This is a genomic window from Amycolatopsis sp. NPDC004368 (assembly GCF_053602515.1).
Window position 1 is genome coordinate 45,984 of record NZ_JBSGDT010000036.1, and the last position, 23,469, is coordinate 69,452.

Genomic DNA, 23,469 nt, shown 5'->3' on the forward strand with positions numbered 1-23,469 from the left:
GTCGTCCTTTCTCACTGCGAGTGTACGGCGTGGTGCACGAGCGCTCCCAGCGCGCGGAACCACGTTTCGGCCAGGTCGCGCACCCGGTCGGCGGGTGCGAGGGCTTCGGGCCACGACCAGTGGGCCGCCAGGGCGGGGCCGTCTGGCCGGTCTTCGGTGAGCGCGTTGACCGTGAGCGCGTGGGACACGCGCTTGCCGGGGTCGGCCCCGAGGTCGGCGGCTTCGCCTTCAGGGGCGTACTCCCAGTCGCCACCGTCGGCGTGGCCGAAGCGGCCCATGTAGTTGAACTCGATCTCCGGCGCCGGCAGCGCCGCGAGCTCCGGTCCGGTCACGGGGTTCAGGTGCCGAAGCAGGCCGAAACCCGTGCCCGCGACGGGTGCGGCGTCCAGTTCGGCCCGGACGCGTGCCAACGCCACCCGAGCCGCCGGGCCGCCGGCCAGCGCGTCGGCGAGGTCGAGCTCACCGAGGTCGAGGCAGACGGGCACGACGCTGGTGAACCAGCCCACCGTGCGCGACAGGTCCCCGCCACCCGCGAGCTCGTCCTCCCGGCCGTGGCCTTCGAGATCGACCAGCGTCGCCGTGCCCTCGCCGGCCCCGTGGCGGCGGCGCCAGTCGGCGACCGCGAGGGCGAGGCCGGTGAGCAGCACGTCGTTCACCGTCGCCCGCAGCGCCGCCGGAACGCGGCCCAGCAACGGTTCCGTCACCTCCGGCGGCAGGGTGAGCGACAGCGCCGCCGAACCGGAGTCGACGTCGAGCTCCGGGTCACGGGCGCGCAGCAGGGGCAACGGGTCGCCGCCGCCGAGCACCGAACGCCACCGGTCCAGTTCCGCCTCGCGCGCCGGCTCGACCGCGCGGGCCGTGAGCTCGGCCGACCACCGGCGGAAGGACACGTCCACCGGAGGCAGGTCCGGCTTCCGTCCGGCGGCCACGGCCTCCCAGGCCGCGGCGAAGTCGGGCAGCAGCACCCGCCACGACACGCCGTCGATCACGAGGTGGTGCACCATCACCAGCAGCCGGCCACGCGCCGGCCCGGCGTCGAACCAGGTCGCCCGCAGCATCGCGCCCGCGTCGGGATCGAGGCGCGCCCGCGTGGCCAGGGCTTCCGCCGCGATCACGCGTTCGAGGTCCGCGCCGGCGAGCCCGCGAATGTCCACTCGCGACACCCAGCCGCGCACGTCCACCGGTTCGGGCACCTGCAACGCCCACTGCCGCGGTTCCCGGTCGAGCCGCGCCCGCAGCATCGGGTGCCGGTCGGCCACGGCCCGCAGCACGGCAGTGAGGGTGTCCCCGGTCAGCTCCGCGGGCGTGATCAGCAGCGCCGCCTGGTGGTACCCCGCGATCGGGCCGCCCAGCTCGCGCATCGCGTGCATGATCGGCGTGAGCCCGACGGTGCCGGTGCCGTCGTCCTGAGCCACCGGCGCGGCGGCCTCGACCGGCACGGCCACGCCCGCGAGCCCCGCCACGGTCCGGTGCCGGAAGATGTCCCGCGGCGAGATCCGCAGCCCACCCGCGCGCACGCGCGCCACCAGCTGCATCGCGACGATGCTGTCCCCGCCCAGGGCGAAGAAGTCGTCGTCGACGCCCAGGCCCGGCACACCGAGCACCTCGCCGACCATCGCGCACAGCTCGCGTTCCACGTCGGTCGAGGGCGCACGGCCTCCGACCTGGGCCGAGAAGTCGGGCGCGGGCAGCGCCGCGCGGTCGAGCTTCCCGTTGGCCAGCACCGGAAGGCGCTCCAGCACCACGAACGCGGCCGGCACCAGGTGGTCGGGCAGCGTCGCGACGGCGTGGCGCCGCAGCTCGGCCGCGTCCACCGGCGCCGCCGCGACCACGTACGCGACCAGCTGCTTCACCCGCGCCTCGCGTACCACGACCACCGACTGCGCCACGGCCGGGTGCCGGTCGAGCGCCGCCTCGATCTCCGCGGGTTCAACGCGGAAGCCGCGGATCTTCACCTGGTCGTCGGCGCGGCCGCCGAACTCCAGGCGCCCGTCGGAGGTCCACCGGGCGAGGTCACCCGTGCGGTACATGCGCGTGCCCGGCTCCCCGTACGGATCCGCGACGAACCGTTCGGCCGTGAGCGCGAAGCGGCCGAGGTAGCCGCGGGCCAGCCCCGCGCCCGCGAGGTACAGCTCAGCCGGCATGCCCGGCGGCACGGGTCGCAGCGAGCCGTCGAGCACGTACGCGCGGGTGTTGGCCACGGGCCGGCCCACGAGCGGCCGTGCGCTGTCCACGATCCGCGCGACCAGGGCGTCCACAGTGGACTCGGTCGGCCCGTACAGGTTGTAGGCCTCGGTCCCGTCGAGCTCGCCCAGCCGGCGCCAGAGCGCGTCCGGCACCGCCTCGCCGCCGACGCCGACCACGGCCGCCGGGCACCGGTCGCCCTCGACCAGCCCGGCGTCGGCCAGCTGCGTGAACAGCGACGGAGTGACCTCGATGAAGTCGAGCCCGTCGCGGCGGATCATCGCCGCGAGCTGCTCCGGGTCGCGGCGCACCTCGTCGGGCACCACGTGCACGGCGTGGCCGTCGAGCAGCCACAGCTGCGGCTGCCACGAAGCGTCGAACGAGAACGACCACGCGTGACCCACCCGCAGGTGCTCGCGCCCGGTCCGGGCCACGGCCGGGCGGTGCAGCGTCGCCCGGTGACTGTGGAACAGGTTCACCAGCCCCGCGTGCGGCACCACGACCCCCTTGGGCGTGCCCGTCGAGCCGGACGTGTAGATCACATAGGCGGGGTTCTCCGGCCGCAGCGGGCGCCACCGGTCGGCGTCCGTCAGGTCCTCTTCGGACCTTTCCGCATCCTGGAGTTCCGGGAGCAGCAGCGTGTCGGCGAACGCGGGCAGGGCCGCCCGGACCTCGGCGACGGTCACCAGCAGGCCCGGCCGGGCGTCCGCGAGCATCGCCGCGAGCCGCTCGCCCGGGTAGTCCGGGTCCAGCGGCAGGTACGCCGCGCCGGCCTTGTGCACGGCCAGGATCGCGAGCAGCACGTCCGCCGACCGCGGCAACGCCAGGGCCACCAGCGTCTCCGGCCCGGCACCCCGCTCGACCAGCGCCCGCGCGAGCCGGTTGGCCCGCGCGTTCAACTCGTCAAACGTCCACGACGAACCACCGCCGACCACCGCCATCGCGTCGGGCGAACGCCGCACCTGCGCCTCGAACAGCCCCGCCACCGTCGACGGCTCGACCGGCCGCTCCGTGGCGGTCCACTCGTGGAGGATCCGCCGTGACAGCTGGGGCGGCAGCACGTCGACCGTTCCGGCCGGACGGTCCACCTCGGACACCATCGCGCCCAGCAGCAGCTCCATGCCCGCGAGCAGGCGCATCGCGTCCTCATCGGTGAACAGGTCCGCGCGGTACTCGGCGGTGAGCCGCAGCCGCTGCGCCGGTTCGACGGCCCAGGTCAGCGGGTAGTGCGTGGAATCCCGATGGTCCACGATCGTCGCGTGCAGCCCGTCGGAGGGCCCGTCCCCGGCGCCGGGGTAGCTCTCGAACACCACGAGCGTGTCGAACAGCTCCCCCAGCCCGGCCTCGCGCTGGATGTCGGCCAGGCCCACGTGCTGGTGCGGCAGCAGGGCCGCCTGCTCCTCCTGAACCCGCGCCAGCAGCGCCGCCAACGGTTCGGCCGGGTCGTGGCGCACCCGCACCGGCACGGTGTTGATGAACAGGCCCAGCATCCGCTCGACCCCGGGCAGCTCCGGAGGGCGCCCGGCGACGGTCGCGCCGAACACCACGTCGGTGCGCCCGGTGAGCGACGCGAGCAACAACCCCCACGCGGTCTGGACCAGGGTGTTCACGGTGAGCCCGCGCTCGCGCGCCAGCTTCGTCAGCTCGGCCGTCGCTTCCCGCGACAACTCCAGCGTTCGCTGTCGCGGCAACGCCGGCACGCGGTCCGGGTCGGCGGGTGCGAGCCGCGTGGGCTCGGCCAAGCCCGCCAGCGCGTCGCGCCACGCCGCCTTGGCCGTGGCCTCGTCCTTCTCGCGCAGCCAGGCGAGGTAGCCGCGGTACGGCAGCGCCGGCGGAAGCTCGTGGTCTGCGTAGAGCGCGCTCAGCTCGGCCAGCAATTGCGGCACGGACCAGCCGTCGAGCAGCAGGTGCTGGTGCGACACCACGAGCCGGTGGTGCTCCTCGCCCAAGCGCACGAACAGGAACCGCAGCAGCGGCCCCTCGGCCACGTCGAAGCGCCGACGCTCGTGGTCGAGTTCCGCTTCCAGCGCATCGCCGGACACCTCTCGCCACTCGGGTTCGGCCGAGCGCGCGACGAGCGCGACCGGACGTCCCGAGCCCAGGTACCGGTAGCTCGTGCGCAGGTTCGGGTGCCGGGCCAGCAGCGTCCGCACGGCATCGCGCAGCCGCGCGGGATCGAGCGGGCCGGTGAGGTCGAACCCGAACTGCACGGTGTAGACGTCCGGGCCCTCGGCCTCGGCCGTCGCCAGGAACAGCAGCCCCGACTGCAACGGCGTGAGCGGCCAGACCTCGGCCGCGTCGGGTGCGGTCGACTGCAGCTGGGCGCGTTCGGCGTCGGTGAGGTCGAGCAGCGGCCGGCCGTCGTCGGACGTCGGCGTCGCCAGCACCTCCCCTGCGGCCTCGGCGAGCGCGGTCACGGTGCGGTACCGGAACACGTCCCGCGCGCCGAGCAGCAGCCCGGCCGACCGGGCCCGGGCCACGAGCTGCATCGCGACGATGCTGTCGCCGCCGAGGCGGAAGAAGTCGTCGCGCACACCGACGCGGGGCAACCCGAGCACCCCGGCCACCAGGTCCGCGAGCACCTCTTCGCGTGGAGTGGCCGCCGCGTCGTCGCCGGCTTCGAACTCCGGTGCGGGCAGCGCCCGGCGGTCCAGCTTGCCGCTCGGCGTGAGCGGCAGCGCGTCCAGCGGCACGACCGCGGCCGGGACCATGTGCTCGGGCAGCGTCTTCGCGACGTGCGCGAGCAGATCACCGGGTTCCCCGCGCAGCACCACATACGCGACGAGCTGCCGTCCTTCGTGGACGATCACCCGCGCCTGGGCGACGGCCGGGTGCGTGGCCAGCGCGGCCTCGATCTCGCCGAGCTCGACGCGGAACCCGCGGATCTTCACCTGGTCGTCGGCGCGGCCGAGGAACTCCAGCTCGCCGTCCGCAGTCCACCGTGCGAGATCGCCGGTGCGGTACATCCGCGCGCCGGGCAACCCGAAGGGGTCCGCGACGAACCGTTCGGCCGTGAGCCCCGGGCGCGCGTGGTAGCCGCGGGCCAGCTGGACTCCGGCGAGGTACAGCTCGCCCGCCACGCCCGGCGGCACGGGCCGCAGCCGCGCGTCGAGCACGTGGGTGCGGGTGTTCCACACCGGACGGCCGATCGGAACGCGGCCGGACGGCGCCACCCGCGCGGGCGCCGCGGTGACGTCGACCGACGCCTCCGTGGGCCCGTAGAGGTTGTGCAGCTCCGCGGCGAGGTCGAACCGCGCGGCCAGCTCGGCCGGCAGGGCCTCGCCGCTGCACAGCACACGCCGCAGGCTCGGGAACGCGGTGGCCTGCTCGAGGAAAATTTCGAGCATCGACGGGACGAAGTGGACGGTCGTCACCCGTTCGTCCTGGATCAGGCGCGCCAGATACGCCGGATCCTGGTGGCCTTCGGGCTTCGCCACGACCAGCGTCGCGCCGGTGATCAGCGGCCAGAAGAACTCCCACACGGACACGTCGAAACTCGACGGCGTCTTCTGCAGCACCCGATCCTCGGCCGTCAGACCGTACTCCGCCTGCATCCACAGCAGCCGGTTGACGATTCCCGCGTGCGGAACCACCACGCCTTTCGGCCGGCCGGTCGAACCCGACGTGTAAATCACGTACGCGGGCGATTCCGGCGCGACCCGCACCCCGACGTTCGAGCTGTCGTAATCGGCCACGTCGACCGGCCCGTCGAGCACCACGGCGGGCGCCGCGTCGGCGAGCATGAACTCCCGGCGGTCTGCCGGGTAGTCCGGGTCCAGCGGCAGGTACGCCGCTCCCGCCTTGTGAATCGCAGAGAGCGACACGACGAGATCCAGCGACCGCGGCAGCGACACCGCCACCACCGACTCCGGCCCCGCACCCCGCTCGCGCAGCCATCGGGCCAGCCGGTTGGCGCGCGCGTTCAGCTCCGCGTAGGACAGCGACACGCCCTCGAACACCAGCGCGGTCGCGTTCGGCGTCCGCGCGACCTGGGCCTCGAACAACTCGGGCAACGTCGTCGCCGGGACCTCGTGCCCGGTCGTTTGCCACCCGTGCAACCGCGCCGATTCGGCCTCCGACAGCACGGCGAGCGATCCGACCGGCACCGACGGATCAGCCGCGACCTGCTCCAGCACCCGGACCAGCCGCGCCGCGATCGCCTGCGCGGTCCCGCGGTCGAACAGGTCCGCGCTGTACTCGATCGCACCGGCGATCGAGCCCCCGGGCTGTTCCAGGAACCCGAACTCGAGGTCGAACTTAGCGACGTCCTGCGCGACGTCCTCGCGTTCGACCACCAGCGCGGGCAGCTGCGGGGTACCCGCGCCTTCCGGCAGGTACACGACCATGGTCTGGAACAACGGGTGGCGCGCCAGCGACCGGTCCGGGTCCACGGCCTCGACCACGCGGTCGAACGGCAGCTCCTGGTGCGAGAACGCCGCCAGGTCGGCCTGCCGGACCCGCCGCAGCACCTCGCCGAACGCCGGGTAGCCGGTCAGGTCGGTCCGCAGCACCAGCGAGTTCACGAAGAACCCGACCAGGTCGGCGAGCCGTTCGTCGGCGCGGCCGGACACCGGGGCGCCGATCGGGATGTCCGTGCCCGCGCCGAGGCGGTGCAGCAGCGTGGCCACGGCGGCCTGGGCGAGCATGAACATGCTGGAGTCGTGGGCGAGGGCCAGCTCCCGCAGCCGCGCCGCGAGCCCGCCCGGCACCTCGAACTCCACGGTGCCGCCACGGTGGCTCGCCTCGGCCGGCCGCGGCCGGTCGGCGGGCAGGTCGAGCTCTTCCGGCAGCCCCGCGAGCGCGTCGCGCCAGAACGCCACTTGTCGGTCCTGCTCCCCGCGCAGCACGGAGTCCTGCCACAGCGCGTAGTCCGCGTACTGCACCGGCAGCGGCGTCCACTCGGGACGGTCGCCGGCGAGCCGGGCCCGGTACGCCGTGGCGAGGTCGGTCAGCAGCGGGCCTTCCGACCACTCGTCGGTGACCGCGTGGTGCAGCAGCACGAGCAGCACGTGCTCGTCCCGCGCCACGCGGAACACCCGCACCCGCACCGGCGGGGCCTCGTCGAGGCGGAACGGAATGTCCACTTCGGACCGGATCCGCGCGGCCACGTCGTCGACCGCCTCCGCCGTGAAGTCGAGCGGCGCGTCGTCGAGGATCCGCTGGGCCGGCACGCCGTCGTGCTCCTCGAACACCGTGCGCAGCACCTCGTGCCGCTGCACGACGTCCTCGAACGCCGCCCGCAACGCGGCCACGTCCAGCGCGCCGCCCAGCCGCCACGCGGCCGGCAGCGAGTACGTCGAGGTCGGCCCTTCCAGCTTGTACAGGAACCACAACCGGCGTTGTGCCGCCGAAAGCGGCAGCACCACGGGCCGCTCTGCCGCGACCAGCTCGGGCCGGGCGGCCCCGAGTCCGTCGAGGCGAGCGGCGAGCTGCGCCACCGTCGGCGCGTCGAACACCACGCGCAGCGGAACGTCCACGCCGAAGGCGGCCCGGATCCGGCCCGCGAGCCGCATGACCAGCAGCGAATGGCCCCCGAGCGCGAAGAAGTCGTCGTCCACGCCCAGCCGCGCGACACCGAGCACTTCGGCGAACAACCCGCGCAGCTCGGCCTCGCGGGCCGTCCGCGGCGCGCGTCCCGATCCGGCGGCGAACTCCGGCGCCGGCAGTGCCCGGCGGTTCAGCTTGCCGTTGGGCAGCAACGGCAGCTCGGCCAGCTCGACCACCGCCGACGGCACGAGGTGCGCCGGCAACGTGTCCGCCGCCCGGGCCCGCAGATCGGCCGGATCCAGCGCACCCGAGGGCACGACGTAGGCGACGAGCAGACCGTCGCGCGCCGCGACCCGCACCTGCGCGACCGACGGGTCGGCGGCCAGCGCGACCTCGACCTCACCGGGCTCGATCCGCACACCGCGCACCTTCACCTGGTCGTCGGCGCGGCCCGCGTACTCCAGCACGCCGTCGGCGCGATGCCGGGCCAGGTCCCCGGTCCGGTACAACCGCGAGCCCGCCGGCCCGAACGGGTCGGCGACGAACCGCTCGGCCGTCAGTCCCGGCCGCCCGAGGTAACCCCGCGCGAGCTGGTCACCACCGAGGTACAGCTCGCCGATCACGCCGGGCGCGACGGGCCGCAGGCGCGCGTCGAGCACGTACGCGCGCACGTTCCAGCCGGGCCGGCCGATCGCGACCGGCCCGCCGTCGTCGGTCCAGGCCAGCACGTCGATCGACGTCTCGGTCGGGCCGTACAGGTTGTGCAGCGGGATGCCCAGCACGGCCCGGAACCGGGCCGCGAGATCGGCACCCAGCGCCTCGCCGCCGACGACGACCCGGGTGAGGCTCGTGCACGCGGCCGCGGCCGGTTCCTCCAGGAACAGCTGCAGCATCGACGGCACGAAGTCCGCGGCCGTCACGCCCTCGGCCTGGATCAGTTCGGCGAGGTAGCGCGGATCGCGGTGCCCGTCCGGGTGCGCGACGACCACGGCACCGCCGACGAGCAGCGGCCGGAACACCTCGCACACCGACACGTCGAAGGTGATCGGCGTCTTGTGCAACATGCGGTCCGTCGCGCCGAGCGGGTAGGCGTGCTGCAACCAGCGCAGCCGGTTCACCACGCCTTCCTGCGGCACGATCACCGCCTTGGGCCGGCCGGTCGAGCCGGAGGTGTAGAGCACGAACGCCGGGTTCGCCGGCCGCGACCCGCGCCGCGGCGGCGAGTCCGGATACCCGGCCAGTCCGCTCAGCTGGGCCGGCTCGTCGAGCACGCACACCGGCGCGGCGTCGGCGAGCAGGTACGCCACCCGCTCGGCCGGCTGGCCGGGGTCGAGCGGCAGGTAGGCGGCGCCGGCTTTGTGCACGGCGTACAGCGCCACGACCAGCTCGGCCGAACGCGGCAACGCGACCGCGACCACCGACTCGGGCCCGGCACCCTGCTCCCGCAGCCAGTGCGCGAACCGGTTCGCCCACGCGTCCAGCTCGGCGTAGGTCAGGCGGGTGTCCTCGAAGACCACCGCGACGGCGTCCGGGGTCGCGGCCACCTGGGCTTCGACCAGCTCCGGCAACGTCACCGGTTCGCCGGCGTGCGCGGTGTCGTTCCACTGCCGCAGCACGAGATCACGCTCGTGGTCGTCGAGCAGGTCGTACCCGCCGATCGGGCGCTCCGGCGCGGCGACGACCTGGCCGAACAGCGCCACCAGCCGGGCCAGCAGGCGCTCCGCCGTGCGCGCGTCGAAGAGGTCGGTCGCGTACTCCAGCCCCACGGTGATTTCGTCGCCCACGCCGTCGACCATCGTGAAGCTCAGGTCGAACATCGCGGTCTCACCGGGCACGTCGACCCATTCGGTGGGCAGCCCCAGCACATCCGGGTCGCCGTCGGGCCGGTAGTGGTAGCCCACCATCACCTGGAAGAGCGGGTTGCGCCCGGAGACGCGTTCCGGGTTGAGCTCCTCGACGAGCCGGTCGAACGGCAGATCCTGGTGCGAGAACGCGGAAAGATCCGCTTCCCGCAGCCGCGCGAGCAGCTCGGCGAACGTCGGCTCACCGGTCAGGTCCGCACGCAGCACAAGGGTGTTGACGAAAAACCCGACCAGCTCGTCGAGCGCGGCATCGGTGCGGCCCGCGATCGGCGCACCCACCGGAATGTCGTCACCCGCGCCGAGCCGGTGCAGCAGCGTCGCGACGGCCGCGTGCAGCACCATGAACGTGCTCGCGCCCGCCGAAGCGGCCAAACCGGGCAGCGCTCGGGCGACCTCGACCGGCAGCGCGGCCCGCACCGTCCGGCCCACGCCGGTGGGCCGCGCCGGGCGAGGCCGGTCGGTGGGCAGCGCCAGCTCGTCCGGCAGGCCGCGCAGCGCCGTGGTCCAGAACTCGAGCTGCGCGGAGCCGAGCCGGTCGAGCAGGTCCTCCTGCCACAGCGCGTAGTCCGCGTACTGCACGGGAAGCGCGGGCAGCTCCGGCGCGCGGCCGGCCACCCGGGCCTCGTACGCGGTCGTGAGGTCCGTGAGGAACGGCCGGTCGGACCACTCGTCGGTGGCGACGTGGTGCAGCACGATCGCCACCACGTGGTCGCCTTCGCCCAGGCGCAGCACCTCGGCCCGCAGCGGCGGTTCCCGGCGCAGGTCGAACCGGTGCCGCGCCGGCTCACGCAACCGCGCGGACAGGTCCGTTTCAGCGCAGTCGACGACCGGAAGCTCCGGCTCGGCCGCCGCCAGAACCTGTTGGTACGGCGTGCCTTCGTGGTCACCGAACACGGTCCGCAGCGACTCGTGCCGGGCGACCACGTCGCCGAGGGCGGTCCGCAGTGCCGCGACGTCGAGCTCACCCCGTACCCGGAAGAACAGCGGGAAGCCGTACGCCTCCCCGACTTCACCCAGCTCTTCGAGCAGCAGCAACCGCCGCTGCGCCGCCGACAGCGGGATTCGCTCCGGCCGCGTCCGGGCCACGACCGGCGGTCGCGCGGGTTCAGCGCTCCCGGCGCGAGTGGCGAGCTCCGCCACCGTCGGCGCCTCGAACAGGTCCTTGATCGCCAGCTCGGCCCCGAGCTCCGTGCGCGCCCGGCTGATCAGGCGGGTGGCCAGCAGCGAATGGCCGCCGAGGTCGAAGAACGAGTCCGCCACGCCCACGCGTTCGAGCCCGAGCACCTCGGCGAACAGCTCGCACAGCACCTCTTCCGCCGGTGACTCGGCGGGCCGGCTTTCCGTGAGCGTCACGGCGGGTTCGGCGTCGGGCAACGCGCGGACGTTGAGCTTCCCGTTGTCGGTCAACGGCAGCACGGCGAGCGTGACGAACGCGGCCGGCACCATGTAGTCGGGCAGCTGCCGCTTCAGCTCGTCGCGCAGCGCCTGCACCAGTTCCGCGCTGCCGCGCGCGGAGGTGGGGCTGTTCGCGAACCGCGTGAGGTTCGTGCCGGTCGCCGCGGGCACGTAGAGACCCGAAACCGGCGCTTCGGAGCGGACGAACACAGCGTCGAACACCCCGTCGGCCCCCGTCGACCACGTCGTGTGCACGGTGTAACCCAGCCGTTCGCCGAGCCGGTGCACGGCCTCGGGTTCGACGCCCTCACCGGTGCGGTGGAAGCGATCGAGCACGTCGAGCAGCGGCGCGCCGGCGTCGAGGGCCCGCATGGCGGCGAACTCCGCCGCCAGCCGGGCGTCCGGGATCCGGCTCACGCGCAGCTGGTCGCCGACCAACTGACCGGCCAGGTCGGCGAGCGAGCCGACCTCGTCCAACAGCACGCGTGGCGCCTGCGCCACGGGCACCTCGTCCGCGGTCACCTTGGTGAGCACCACGTCGTAGCGGTAGCGGCTCAGCTCGTTGTGCAGTTCGGCCCGCTTCACGCGGATCCGCGCGCCGACGCCGGGCAGCGTGTGCGCGAGCGCGGTGAAGTAGTCCGGGTCGAGCAGCAGCTCCTTTTCCAGCGCGGCACCGCGTTCGAGGGCGCGGCGCAGCCGGGCGACGTCGGACGTGGCGTCGGCGCGGGTCAGCTGGATGGCCGTGTGGAACGAGCGCGCGAGCCGCAGGTTGCGCACGTCGCCGACGAACAGCGAGCCACCCGGCGCCAGCAGGTCGAGTGCCGTGGTCAGCACGTGGGTGAGGTAGTCGACGCTGGGGAAGTACTGGACGACGGAGTTGATCACCACGGTGTTGAAGAACCCGCGCGGCAGGTCACCGAACTCGTGCGCCGGCTGCGCCCGCAGCGTGATCTTCGCGGCCAGCGCGGGGTCCTGTTCCAGCTCCCGCCTCAGCTTGGCGATCACCGGCGCGGCGAGGTCCGTGCCCCAGTACTCCTCGGCGCGCGGCGCGAGCTGCCCCATCAGCAGACCGGTGCCCACGCCGATCTCCAGGATCCGCCGGGGCGCCAGCTCCTCGATGCGCGCGACGGTGGCCGCCCGCCACTCCCGCATGTGCGCCAACGGGATCGGCGTGCCGTCGTAGCTGGAGTCCCAGCCGGCGAAGTCCTCGGTGAACAGCGCGGTCGGGATCTCGGTGTACTCATCGGAGTAGATCTGCTGCCACTCGCCGACCTGGTCGGCTTCGGCGGCGTCGCGTTCGTCGCCGCTCAGCTCGGCCGGCACGACGTAACCGACGAGCCGCTGCAGCCCGGGCGCCGACGGATCCGGCCGCGCGATCACGGCCGCCTGCGCCACCTGCGGGTGCCGCGCGAGCGCCGTCTCGATCTCGCCCAGCTCCACGCGGTGGCCGCGGATCTTGACCTGGTCGTCGGTGCGGCCCAGGAAGTCGAGGTTCCCGTCGGGCCGGCGGCGCACGAGGTCACCCGTGCGGTACATCCGCCCGCCGGGTTCACCGAAGGGATCCGCGACGAACCGCTCGGCCGTGAGACCGGGCCGCGCGAGGTACCCGCGGGCCAGCCCGATGCCGGCGATGTAGAGCTCCCCGGGCACGCCGTCGGGCACCGGCCGCAGCCAGCCGTCCACGATGTACGCGCGGGTGTTGCGGATCGGCTTGCCGACGGTCGGGGTGTCGCTGTCGGTGGTGCCGCCGCCCAGGGTGTTGATCGTGTACTCGGTGGGGCCGTAGAGGTTGTAGCCGTAGACGCCTTCGGTGTCGCGCAGCCGGTGCCACACCGACTCCGACACGGCTTCGCCGCCGAGCAGCACCAGCGCGGGCCGGTGCCTCCCGGGGCCGGCTTCGAGCAGGCCTTCCTCGATGAGCAGGTGTGCGTACGTCGGGGTCACGTTCACCACGTCGACCTCGTGGCGGTCGCAGTACGCCACGAGCGCGCGGGCGTCGCGGCGCAGCTCCTCGTCGCACACGTGCACCTCGTGGCCCTCGACGAGCCACAACAGCTCTTCCCACGACATGTCGAACGCGAACGACACGGTGTGGGCGATCCGCAGGCGGCGCCCGCCGGTCGCCGCGATGGCCGGCTCGAAAATCGCCTCCTGGTGGTTGAGCTGCATGTTCGTCAGGCCGCGGTAGGGCGTGAGGACACCCTTGGGTTTGCCGGTGGACCCGGAGGTGTAGATGACGTAGGCGGGGTGTTCCATGCGGTCCGCGCGGTCACGCCCGAACCGCGGCCGCTCGGCATCGGCCAGCTCACCGCCCGGCAACGCAGCCAGCTCGGCCTTCGTCTCGTCGCTGTCGAGCAGCACGCGCGGCAGGTCGTCCGGCAGACCCGGCGCGACGGCCGTGGTCGTGACCAGGCACAGCGGGCCGGCGTCGGCGAGCATCAGCGCGAGGCGGTCGGCCGGGTAGTCCAGCTCCAGCGGCAGGTACGCGGCCCCGGTGCGCAGCACGGCGAACAGCGCCACGACCATGTCGATCGAGCGCGGCAGGCCCAGCGCGATCACGCGTTCCGGCTCGGCGCCGAGAGAGAGCAGCAGCCGGGCCATGCGGTTCACGGCTTCGTCGAGCTGCGCGTAGGTCAGCGTGCGTTCGCCGAACACGAGGGCGGTGGCGTCGGGCGTCCGAGCGGCCTGGGCCGCGAGCAGGTCGGCGACGGTGTCGGGCACCATCGGGTGCTCGGCGGCCGCCCAGACCGCGGCCAGCTCCGTTTTTCGTTGCGGCGACAAGGTTTCCAGCGACCCGACCGGCGCGGTGAAGTCACCGACGAGCTGCTCCACGAGCCCGGTGAACCGACCGAGAAGCACGGCGGCCTCGCCGGCCTCGACCACGTCGTCGCGGTAGGACAGGGTCACGCGCATCGCCTGCCCCGGCGTCACCACGAGCGTGAGCGGGTAGTGCGTGGCGTCGACGTTCACGAGGTTCGTGATGCCGTGCCGGTGACGCAGGCCGGCGTAACGCTCGTCGCCGTCGGCGCCGCGCAGCACGAACAGCGTGTCGAACAGCACGCGGTGACCGGCTTCGCGCTGGAGCACCCCGAGGTTCATGAACTCGTACGGCGTGAGGTCCATGCGTTCGGACTGGATGCGCCGCAGCAGGTCGAGCACCGGCTCGTCGGGCACGAGCCGCACCCGCGTCGGCACGGTGTTGAGGAACAGGCCGATGGTCGTCTCGATGTCGGGCACCGCGGCCGGCCGCCCGGCGACGGCGGCGCCGAACACCACGTCGGTCCGCCCGACCATCGTCGAGAGCACCAGCGCCCACGCGGCGTTGAGCACGGAGTTCACGGTGAGACCGTGGCGCCGGGCCTCGTCGCGCAGCCGGTCGGTGAGCTCCGGCGACAAGTGCGCGTCGAGGTTCACCGGGGTGACGGGTTCGAGGCCCTGGGTGTCGGGCCCGATCAGCGTCGGCTCGCTCAGCCCCGACAACGCCGAACGCCAGGCGGCCGTGGCCTCGCCGACGTCCTGACGGGAGAGCCAGTCGAGATAGTCCACATAGGATCCGCCGGCCGCCGGCTCACCGCCTTCGTAGTGCGCGAAGAGCTGTTCGATGAACAGCCACGCCGACCAACCGTCCCACAGCAGCAGGTGCCGGTTGAGCACCACACGGTCGCGGTCGGCACCGAGGCGCACGAGCGTGATCCGGAACAGCGGCGGGGCGGCGAGGTCGAACCGGGTCGTGCGGTCGTGTTCCATCAGCTCGGCCAGGCGCCGCTCACGGTCCGCTTCGGACAGTTCCCGCAGGTCCACTTCGGTCACGGGCGGCGGAAAACCGGCGGTGACGAACTGCACCGGACCACGCAGGCTTTCGCTGGTGAAGCCCGCGCGCAGGCTCGGCGTGCGGTCGAGCAGCGCCGCGCACGCCGCGCGCAGGCGGTCGGCGTCGAGGTGGCGGTCGAGGTCGATGGCCTCCTGGATGGTGTAGATGTCGACGCGCGACTGGTCGTAGCTGGAGTGGAAGAACAGGCCTTCCTGCAGCGGCGAAAGCGGCCAGAGGTCCGAGAGCGGCAGCGGGCTGAGGCGCTCGACGTGTTCGATCTCGTCCTGGGTCAGCTCGATCAGCGCGAGGTCCGACGTGGTCAGCCCGGTGGCGGCGACATCCGTCGCGGCGAGGTCGGCCAGCGCGGCGACGACCCGGTCGGTGAACTCCGGTGTGCCGCCGGCGAAGGTGAGCGCCAGCACCGGCCCGCCGGGCGTGTCCTCGCAGACCGCACCGATGCGCAGCGCGTGCGCGCCGACCGGCGCGCCCGGGCCTGCGGTGAAGTCCCACTCCTGTTCGCCGAAGGGCACGTGCCCTGCGTACCGCAGCAGCACGTCGGCCCGGGCGAGCTGCGCGAACAACGGCGCTGCCTGCGGGTTGAGGTAACGCAGCAGGCCGTACCCGAGGGCATCGGGCGCCGCGCGCACGAGGTCCTTGACCTGCTTGAGGTCCGTCGCGCTCAAGCGCACCGGCCACGCCGTGTGCAAAGCGCCGACCGCTGCGGGTGTCCCTTGCGGACGGTCGAGCACGTCGACGATCAGCTCACCACCGGCCCTGGCCAGCGCAGTGAGCAGCACGTCGGTCACGTCGCCGCGCACCGACGCCGGCACCTGCTCGACGAGCGCCCGGCTCTGCGTGGCCGGCAAGCGCACGGTGCGTTCGGTCCGCGCCCCGGAGACCGGGACGGTGGCGGCGCCGGGCGCGAGCGTGGCCGCCCAGTGTTCCAGGTCGGCCAGCAGTTCGGGCGCCTGCGCACGCTCGGTGCCGGCGCGCGCGTGGGTGCGCAGCGAGGTTCCCACCGCGTCGAACACCGGCGGGCGCCCGGCCCGGACCGCCGGCCACGCCGTGGCGAGGTCGGAGGCGATGACTCGCCAGGAGGGTGCGTCGACCAGCAACGGGTGCGCGGTGAGCAGCAGCTCGTCGCCGGACCGCACGGCGCGCAGCAGGATGCCTGCGTCCGGGTCGAACTCGGTCGAGGTGTGCAGCACCTCGGTGGCGTCGAGCGCGCCGGTGGGCCGCGTCTCCAGGGACCACAGCACCGACGCCACGCGGCTGCGCTTGAGCCGCAGGCCGTCGTGGTGTTCGAGCACGGCCTGCAGTGCGGCCGCGAGGCTTTCGGTGTCCGCGTCGGCCGGCAGGCGCAACCGCACCGACTCGGCTCCGGCGTCCCCGAGTTCCCGCAGGCGGTGGACCTCGGGCAGCAGCGGCACGTCGCCCACGCCGTCCGGATCGGGCACCGGCCCCGTCGCGACGGGCTCGCCACCGAGGGCGGCCAGTGCGGCCGGGGTGCGGTGGGTGAACACGTCCTTCGGGCTCAGGTCGAACCCGCCCCGGCGGGCGCGGCTCGACACGCTGATCGACGTGATGCTGTCGCCGCCCAGCAGGAAGAAGTCATCGTCGGCGCCGACCTCGGCCAGTCCGAGCACGTCGGCGAAGATCGCCGCCAGCGCGGACGTGCGGTCGTCGCCGCGTGGCCCGGCGGCCGCCGTGGGCACGAAGGGCTCGGGCAGAGCGCGGGTGTCGAGCTTGCCGCTCGGGGTCAGCGGGAACTCGTCGAGGACCACGAGGGCGTTCGGGACCATCGTCGCCGGCAGGGCGCCCGTCAGGGTGGCGCGCAGCTCGTCGACGTCGGCGCTCCCGGCGACGTAGCCGACCAGTGCGCCGTCGCGCACCACGACCGCGGCCGCGCGGACCCCTGGCTGCGCCGCGAGCACGGCCTCGATCTCGCCGAGCTCGATGCGGTTGCCGCGGATCTTCACCTGCCGGTCGGTGCGGCCCAGGTACTCGAGCCCACCGTCGGCGCGGCGCCGCACCAGGTCGCCGGTGCGGTACATCCGCGCGCCCGGCTCGCCGAACGGGTCGGCGACGAACCGCTCCGCCGTGAATGCCGGCTGGCCGTGGTAACCCCGCGCGAGCTGCACCCCGGCGAGGTACAGCTCACCGGGCACGCCGTCGGGTGCCGGGCGCAGACAGGTGTCCAGCACGAGCAAGCGGGTGTTCCACACCGGACGTCCGATCGGGACAGTCGCTTCCCGACCGCCGCGGAACGGGAAGTACGACACGTCCACGGCCGCTTCCGTCGGGCCGTAGAGGTTGTGCAGCGCCACGCCGGTCATCCGCTGCCAGCGCGCGGCGGCTTCTCCGGGCAGCGCCTCGCCGCTGGTGAACACCCGGCGCAGCGACGCGGCCCAGCGCGGATCGCCGGTGACCCCGTCGACCGAGAGGAACGCGGCGAGCATCGACGGCACGAAGTGCAGGGTCGTCACGCCGTGGGCCTGGATCACGTCGGCGAGGTAGGCCGGGTCGCGGTGGCCGTCGGGTCGCGCGAACACCACGGCCGCGCCTTCGCGCAGCGCCCAGAAGAACTCCCACACGGACACGTCGAAGCTCGACGGCGTCTTCTGCAGCACCCGGTCGTCGGCTTCGAGGCGGTACTCGTGCTGCATCCACGCGAGCCGGTTCACGATCGCGCGGTGCGTGACCACCACGCCCTTGGGCCGGCCGGTCGAGCCGGACGTGTAGATCAGGTAGGCGGCGTCGTCCGGGCTCGGGGCGGCACCCTCGGCGATTTCGTCCGGACCGTCGACCGCGACCTGCTGCGGACCGGCCGGAACCCGCACGGCCGTCTCCGGTTCGGTCACGACCAGCGTCGCACCCGACGACGTGAGCATGTACTCCAGCCGGTCGGCGGGGTAGTCGAGGTCGAGCGGCAGGTAGGCCGCGCCGGACTTCAGCACGCCCAGCAGCGCCACCATCAGCTCGACCGAACGCGGCACGGCGACCGCGACGACCGAGCCGCGCCCGGCACCGCGCGCCCGCAGCCGCCGTGCCAGCCCATCCGCGCGGCGGTCGAGGTCCGCATAGGACAGTCGCTCGTCCTCGAACACCACGGCGGTCGCGCCGGGCGTCTCGATCGCGTGGCGTTCGAACGCCGTGAGCAGCGTCTGCTCCGGCACCGGCACGGCGGTGGCGTTCAGTTCACCCAGCCGCGCCAGCTCCGCGCCCGACACGAGGTCCACGCGCGACACCTGGGCTTCCGGCGCCGCGGCGAAGGTTTCCAGCACTCGCACGAACCGCTCCGCGAGCTGCTCGGCGGCCCGCGTGTCGAGGCGGGCGGCGTCGAACTTGAGAGCGAACTCGAGCGTCTCGCCCGGCGTCGCGATGAGCGCGACCGGGTAGTGCACCGCGTCCACGACCTCGACGCCGGTCACGCGCAGCGCACCCGCGTCGTCGTTCTCCCGCGGGTAGTTCTCGACCACGACGAGGGTGTCGAAGAGCTCCTCCTGGCCCACGCCGGCGAGGCGCTGCAGCTCCGCGAGCCCGAGGTGCTGGTGGTCCAGCAGCGTCGCCTGCTCGTCCTGTAGGCGACGTAGGAATCCGCTGACAGCGTCGCCCCCGGTCCACCGGACTCGCACGGGCAGCGTGTTGATGTAGAGCCCGACCGCGTCCCCGATCCCGGCGACCCCGGGGTCGCGACCCGACACGGTGCTGCCGAACACCAGGTCCCCGCGTCCGGTCAGGCGGCCGAGCAGCAGACCCCACGCGCCGTGCAGCACGGTGCCGAGAGTCAACCCGTGCTCGCGCGCGAACGCCCCCACACGGGCGGTCGTCGCGGCATCGACGGAGAAGTGCACCCGCGACGGACGGCGCGGCGCGGGCCCGGCCGGCGTCGGGACCAGGCGGGTCGGTTCCTCGATGCCCGCGAGGGCACCGGCCCAGGTGCACCGGGAGGCGTCGTGGTCTCGCGCGGCCAAGCGGCGCAGGTGCGCGACGCGTGACGCCGGTTCGGGCCGCAGGGCTTCGGTGGCGCCGTAGCGGGCGAGGATCTCGCGCACCATGACCGCGACCGACCAGCCGTCGGCCACGATGTGGTGGAAGGTCAGGGCGAGCCGCTCGCGGCCGACGAGCGTCGCACGCAGCAGCGGGGGCCGGTCCAGGGCGAAGCGCCGGTCGCGGTCCGCCGCCAGCGCGTCGGCGGCGGCCTCGGCCGGGACCTCACGCCACGGCAGCTCGGCGTGCGCGGCCACGACCTGCACCACGCGGCCGTCGTCGAGCTGGCGGAACCCCGACCGCAGCGACGAGTACCGGTCCAGGAGCTGCTGCACGGCCCGTCGCAGCGTCGGCGGATCCACCGGCCCGGCGAGGGCGAAGATCTCTTGCACGGTGTAGACGTCGTCGTTCTCGAACGCGGCGTGGAAGAAGAAGCCCTGCTGCAACGGCGTCACGGGCAGCACCTCGGCGTACGAGCCCAGGGCCGCGGAGTCCTGTTCGGACAGAGCCAGCAGTGGTTCGGTCGCCTCGTCGGCGCTCGTGACCTCACCCGCGCACGCGGCGAGAGCTTCCGCCGTGCGGTGCTGGAACACCTGCCGCGGCGTGATCGCCAGGCCGTGGCGCGCCGCGCCCAGGACCAGCCGGATCGACGAGATGCTGTCTCCGCCGAGCGCGAAGAAGTCGTCGTCCGCGCCGACCGACGGGACGCCGAGCACCTCGGCGACCACCGAGCACAACGCGACCTCGCGCGGGGTCCGCGGCGCGCGGCCCTCGGCGAGCGCGCGGAAGTCCGGCAGGGGCAGCGCGGCGCGGTCGAGCTTGCCGTTGGTCATGATCGGCAGCCGGTCCAGCGCCACGAACGCCGAAGGCACCAGGTAGTGCGGCAGGGTCTTTTCGACGTGCGTGCGCAGCTCCTTCATCAGCGACGCGGGATCGCGGTAGACCACCGGCACGTTGGCGAGCGGACCGTCGGTCGCACCGAGGTAGGTCGCCCGCGGCTCGTCGAGGGCCAGCACGAGGTCGAACGCCGTCGGCGTCTCCCCCGACCACGTCGCCGCCGCGCGGTAACCGGCCGCGCCGGCCAGGTCGATCAGCACGTCCGGGTCCATCGCGGCGCCGGTCGGCGTCGGCAGGCTCCCGCCGAGCGCACGCAGCACGGCGAGGTCCGGGATGACCCGCTCGTTGGGGATCCCGGTCACGCGCAAAGCCGCGGGGCCGTGCTCGGCGAGGTGCGCCGAGAACGCCGCGGCTGAGCCGAGGCCGGACCACGAGAGGGCCAGGGCCTGCTGGGCAGCCACGGGTTCCGTGCGCAGCACCACGTCGTAGCGGTAGCGGCTGAGCTCGTTCTCGTAGGTCGCGCATTTGAGCCGGACGTCGGCCTCGGTGAAGGCCGGGATTCGTGCCGGCAACGCCGCGAAGAAGCCGGGATCCAGGACCAGCTCGTCCTCGCCCGCCACGGCGGCGTCGACCGCCGCCAACGTCGAGGCCCCCTCGACGCCTGCTTTGAGCACCCGTTGCAGGCCCAGGTTCCGCACGTCGCCCACGAACACCGAACCACCGGGCGCGAGCAGGCCCGTGACCTGCCGAAGCACGTCGACGAGGTACTCGGCGCTCGGGAAGTACTGGATCACCGAGTTGATCACCACGGTGTCGAACTGCCCCTGCGGCAGGTCTCCCAGTTCGTGCGCCGGGCGCGCCCGCAGGTGCACCTTGCCCGCGAGCTCCGGCCGCTCGGCGACCCGGGTTTCCAGCAGCCGCACGACCTCCTCGGGCCAGTCCAGCGCCCAGTACTCGTCGGTACCCGGTGCGAGCTTCGACAGCAGCAGCCCGCTGCCCACACCCAGCTCGAGCACGCGCCGCGGCCGCAACGCGGTAATGGAGTCCACAGTGGACTCAAGCCACGCGCGCACGTCGGCCGGCGGCAGGGGTTCTCCGTCGTAGCTGGAGTGCCAGCCGGTGAACCCCTCGTCGAACCGGTCGCGATCGGCCATCGGGTGCAGCAGCTCGGGCACGTCCGTCCGGCGCCGTACCTTCGCCACGTCCCGGTGGGCACCCGGTGTGTGTTCGGGGACCACGTAGGCGACCAGCCGCCGTTCGCCGGGCTTGACCTCACGCGGCACCACGGCCACGCCCGCGACGCCGTCGTGCGCCGCGATCACCGACTCGATCTCCCCCGGCTCCACGCGGAACCCGCGGATCTTGACCTGGTGGTCGGCGCGGCCGAGGAAGTCGAGGTTCCCGTCGGCCCGCCAGCGCACGCGGTCGCCCGTGCGGTACATGCGCTCCCCCGGCCCGGCGAACGGGTCGGCCACGAACCGCTCGGCGGTGAGTCCGGCCCGCCCGACGTAGCCGCGCGCGAGGCCCCGGCCACCCACGTACAGCTCGCCTTCCACGCCCGGCGGCACCGGGTTGAGCGCGGTGTCGAGCACGTAGCAGCGGGTGTTCGGATCGGGCCGCCCGATCGGGATCGGCCCGGTCCAGCCGGCTTCCGCGGCCCACAGCGTCGAGTTCACGGTCGCCTCGGTGAGGCCGTACGCGGCGACGACGCGCAAGTCCTTCGCCCAGCGCGCGATCAGCTCCGGGGGCACGGTTTCCGTGCCGACGATCAGCACCGCGCCCTTCGGCAGCTCGCAGCCGGCCGGCAGCGCGGCGACGAGCGAGGGCGGCAGGATCATGTGCGTCGCGGCGTGATCCGCGATGTAGGAGGTGAGCTCGACCCCGGCGACGCGGCGGTGCGAGGGCACCACGATCACGCGCCCGCCCACGCACAGAGACATCACGAGGTCCCACACGGTCACGTCGAACCCGGCCGACGCGAACTGCACGACCCGGCTCTCGGGGGTGATCCCGATCCGCTCGGTGGCCGTGACGATCAGGCTGCCGATGCCGTCGTGCGAAAGCACCACGCCCTTCGGCTTGCCCGTGGAGCCGGAGGTGTAGATGACGTAGGCGGCGTGGTCCGGCCGCAGCCCGGAGAGGTCCACGGGCCCGCCGTCGAGCGCGGCGAGCTCAGCGCGGACAGCCGGGGCGTCCAGCTTCACGATCTCGCCGGACGCCGGTACCTCGCCGGCCGATGCGGTTACGGTCAGCACGGTGCGCGCACCGGAGTCCATCAGGAGGTACGCCAAGCGGTCCTCGGGCAGGTCGAGGTCCAGCGGCAGGTACGCGGCACCGGCTTTGAGCACGCCCAGCAGGCCCACGACCAGGTCGATCGACCGCGGCAGCGCCACCGCGACCACGTCCTCGGCCACCACCCCGCGCGCTGCGAGCAGGCGGGCCAGGCGGTTCGCGGCGGCGTCGAGCCCGGCGTAGGTGAGCTGCTCGTCCTCGCACACCACGGCGACGGCGTCCGGCTGCCGCGCGACGACCCGGGCGAACGCCTCGGGCCACGTGAGCTCCGGCGCTTCGGCGGGCGCCGTGGCGAAGTCGGTGAGCACGAGCCGGCGTTCGCGTTCGGTGAGCAGGTCGATCGCGGCGATCGGACGATCGGTGTGGGCAGCCGTGGCGTCGAGCACGGCGAGGAACCGGCGCTCGTGCTCGGCCAGGGTTTCGGCGGTCGCCGCGGCGGCGAACTCGATCCCGAGGCCGCGTCCCGGCCCGGCGTCGTGCGCGGTCACGACGAGGTCGGTCACCGGACCGAGCGTGACGCTGTGCGCGGTGGCGGCGGCTTCGCCGAATTCGACCGACACCTCGGGCAGGAAGTTGAGGGTCAGCCCCGTGAGCTCGTGGATCCCGCCCGTCAGGTTCAGGTCCCGGGCGAGGTCTTCACCGCGGTAACGGCCGTGGTCGAGCAGGTCTGCGACCTCGCGGGTGACGTCCGCGAGCAGCTGCGCCGGCGTGCGCGCCGGCCGCGCGGAAACCCGCAGCGGCAGGACGTTCGACAGCATTCCGGGCCGGTTCCGCAGCGCGGCGCCGGGCCGGGCCGCGACGGGCAGGCCGAGCACGAGGTCGTCGGCGCCGGTCACGCGGTGCGCGTACGCGACCAGCGCCGTGAGCACCACACGCGAAAGGCGGGTGCCGTGGTTGCCGGCGAACTTGCGCAGCGCGTCCGCACGGGCCGGCGTCAGCGTGACCGACCGCCGGACCACTTCGCCGGCACCGCCGGCCAGGCGCACCGGGTCCGGCCGCCCGGCGAGCTGCTCGCGCCAGTACTCGCGATCCGCGGGGTACGCGGGCGAGTCGCGGTAGCCGGCGTCGGCCGCGAGCAGCGGCGCGACCGACCAGTTCACAGTGGACTGTGTGCCGGCGTACAGCTCGGCGGCGCGGCGGGTGAGCATCGCCTGGCCGTGCGCGTCGACCACCAGGTGGTGGAACGTCTGCGCCCACCACACGCGGTCCGGCCCCAAGACCAGCAGCGCGTGCGCGGTCAACGGTCCGCGCGCGAGGTCGACCGGCTCGGCCAGCACTGCTCGAAGCCACGCGTGCGCTGCCGCTTCGGCGTCCGGCTCGCCCGAGAGGTCCACCACGGGCACGTCGCCCGACCACGGCGCCGGGTACTGGCGCGGCACGCCGGACTCGTCGGCCTCGGCCGTCACGTGCAGCGTCTCGGCTTCACCGACTGCGCGCCGCACCGCGTCGGCGAGCCGCGTCAGGTCGACGCGGCCGCGCACGTCGACGTACCAACCGATGTGGTACGCCGGGTCGGCCGGGGCGAACGACTGCGCGAAGAAGACCCCGGCCTGTGCCGCGGTCAAAGGGGAACCGGGCACTACGCCGGTCATCCGGGAACCTCCACCGTTG

At 73.7% G+C, this 23,469-nt stretch carries 1 protein-coding gene; it reads right to left on the bottom strand.

Annotated elements, in window-relative coordinates; translation table 11 throughout:
* Positions 1-11: 11 nt before the first annotated feature.
* A complete protein-coding gene (locus tag ACWEOE_RS34520) occupies positions 12-23,450 on the bottom strand; it encodes a non-ribosomal peptide synthase/polyketide synthase (protein WP_452016688.1) in 23,439 nt (7,812 codons plus the stop codon).
* Positions 23,451-23,469: the final 19 nt, after the last annotated feature.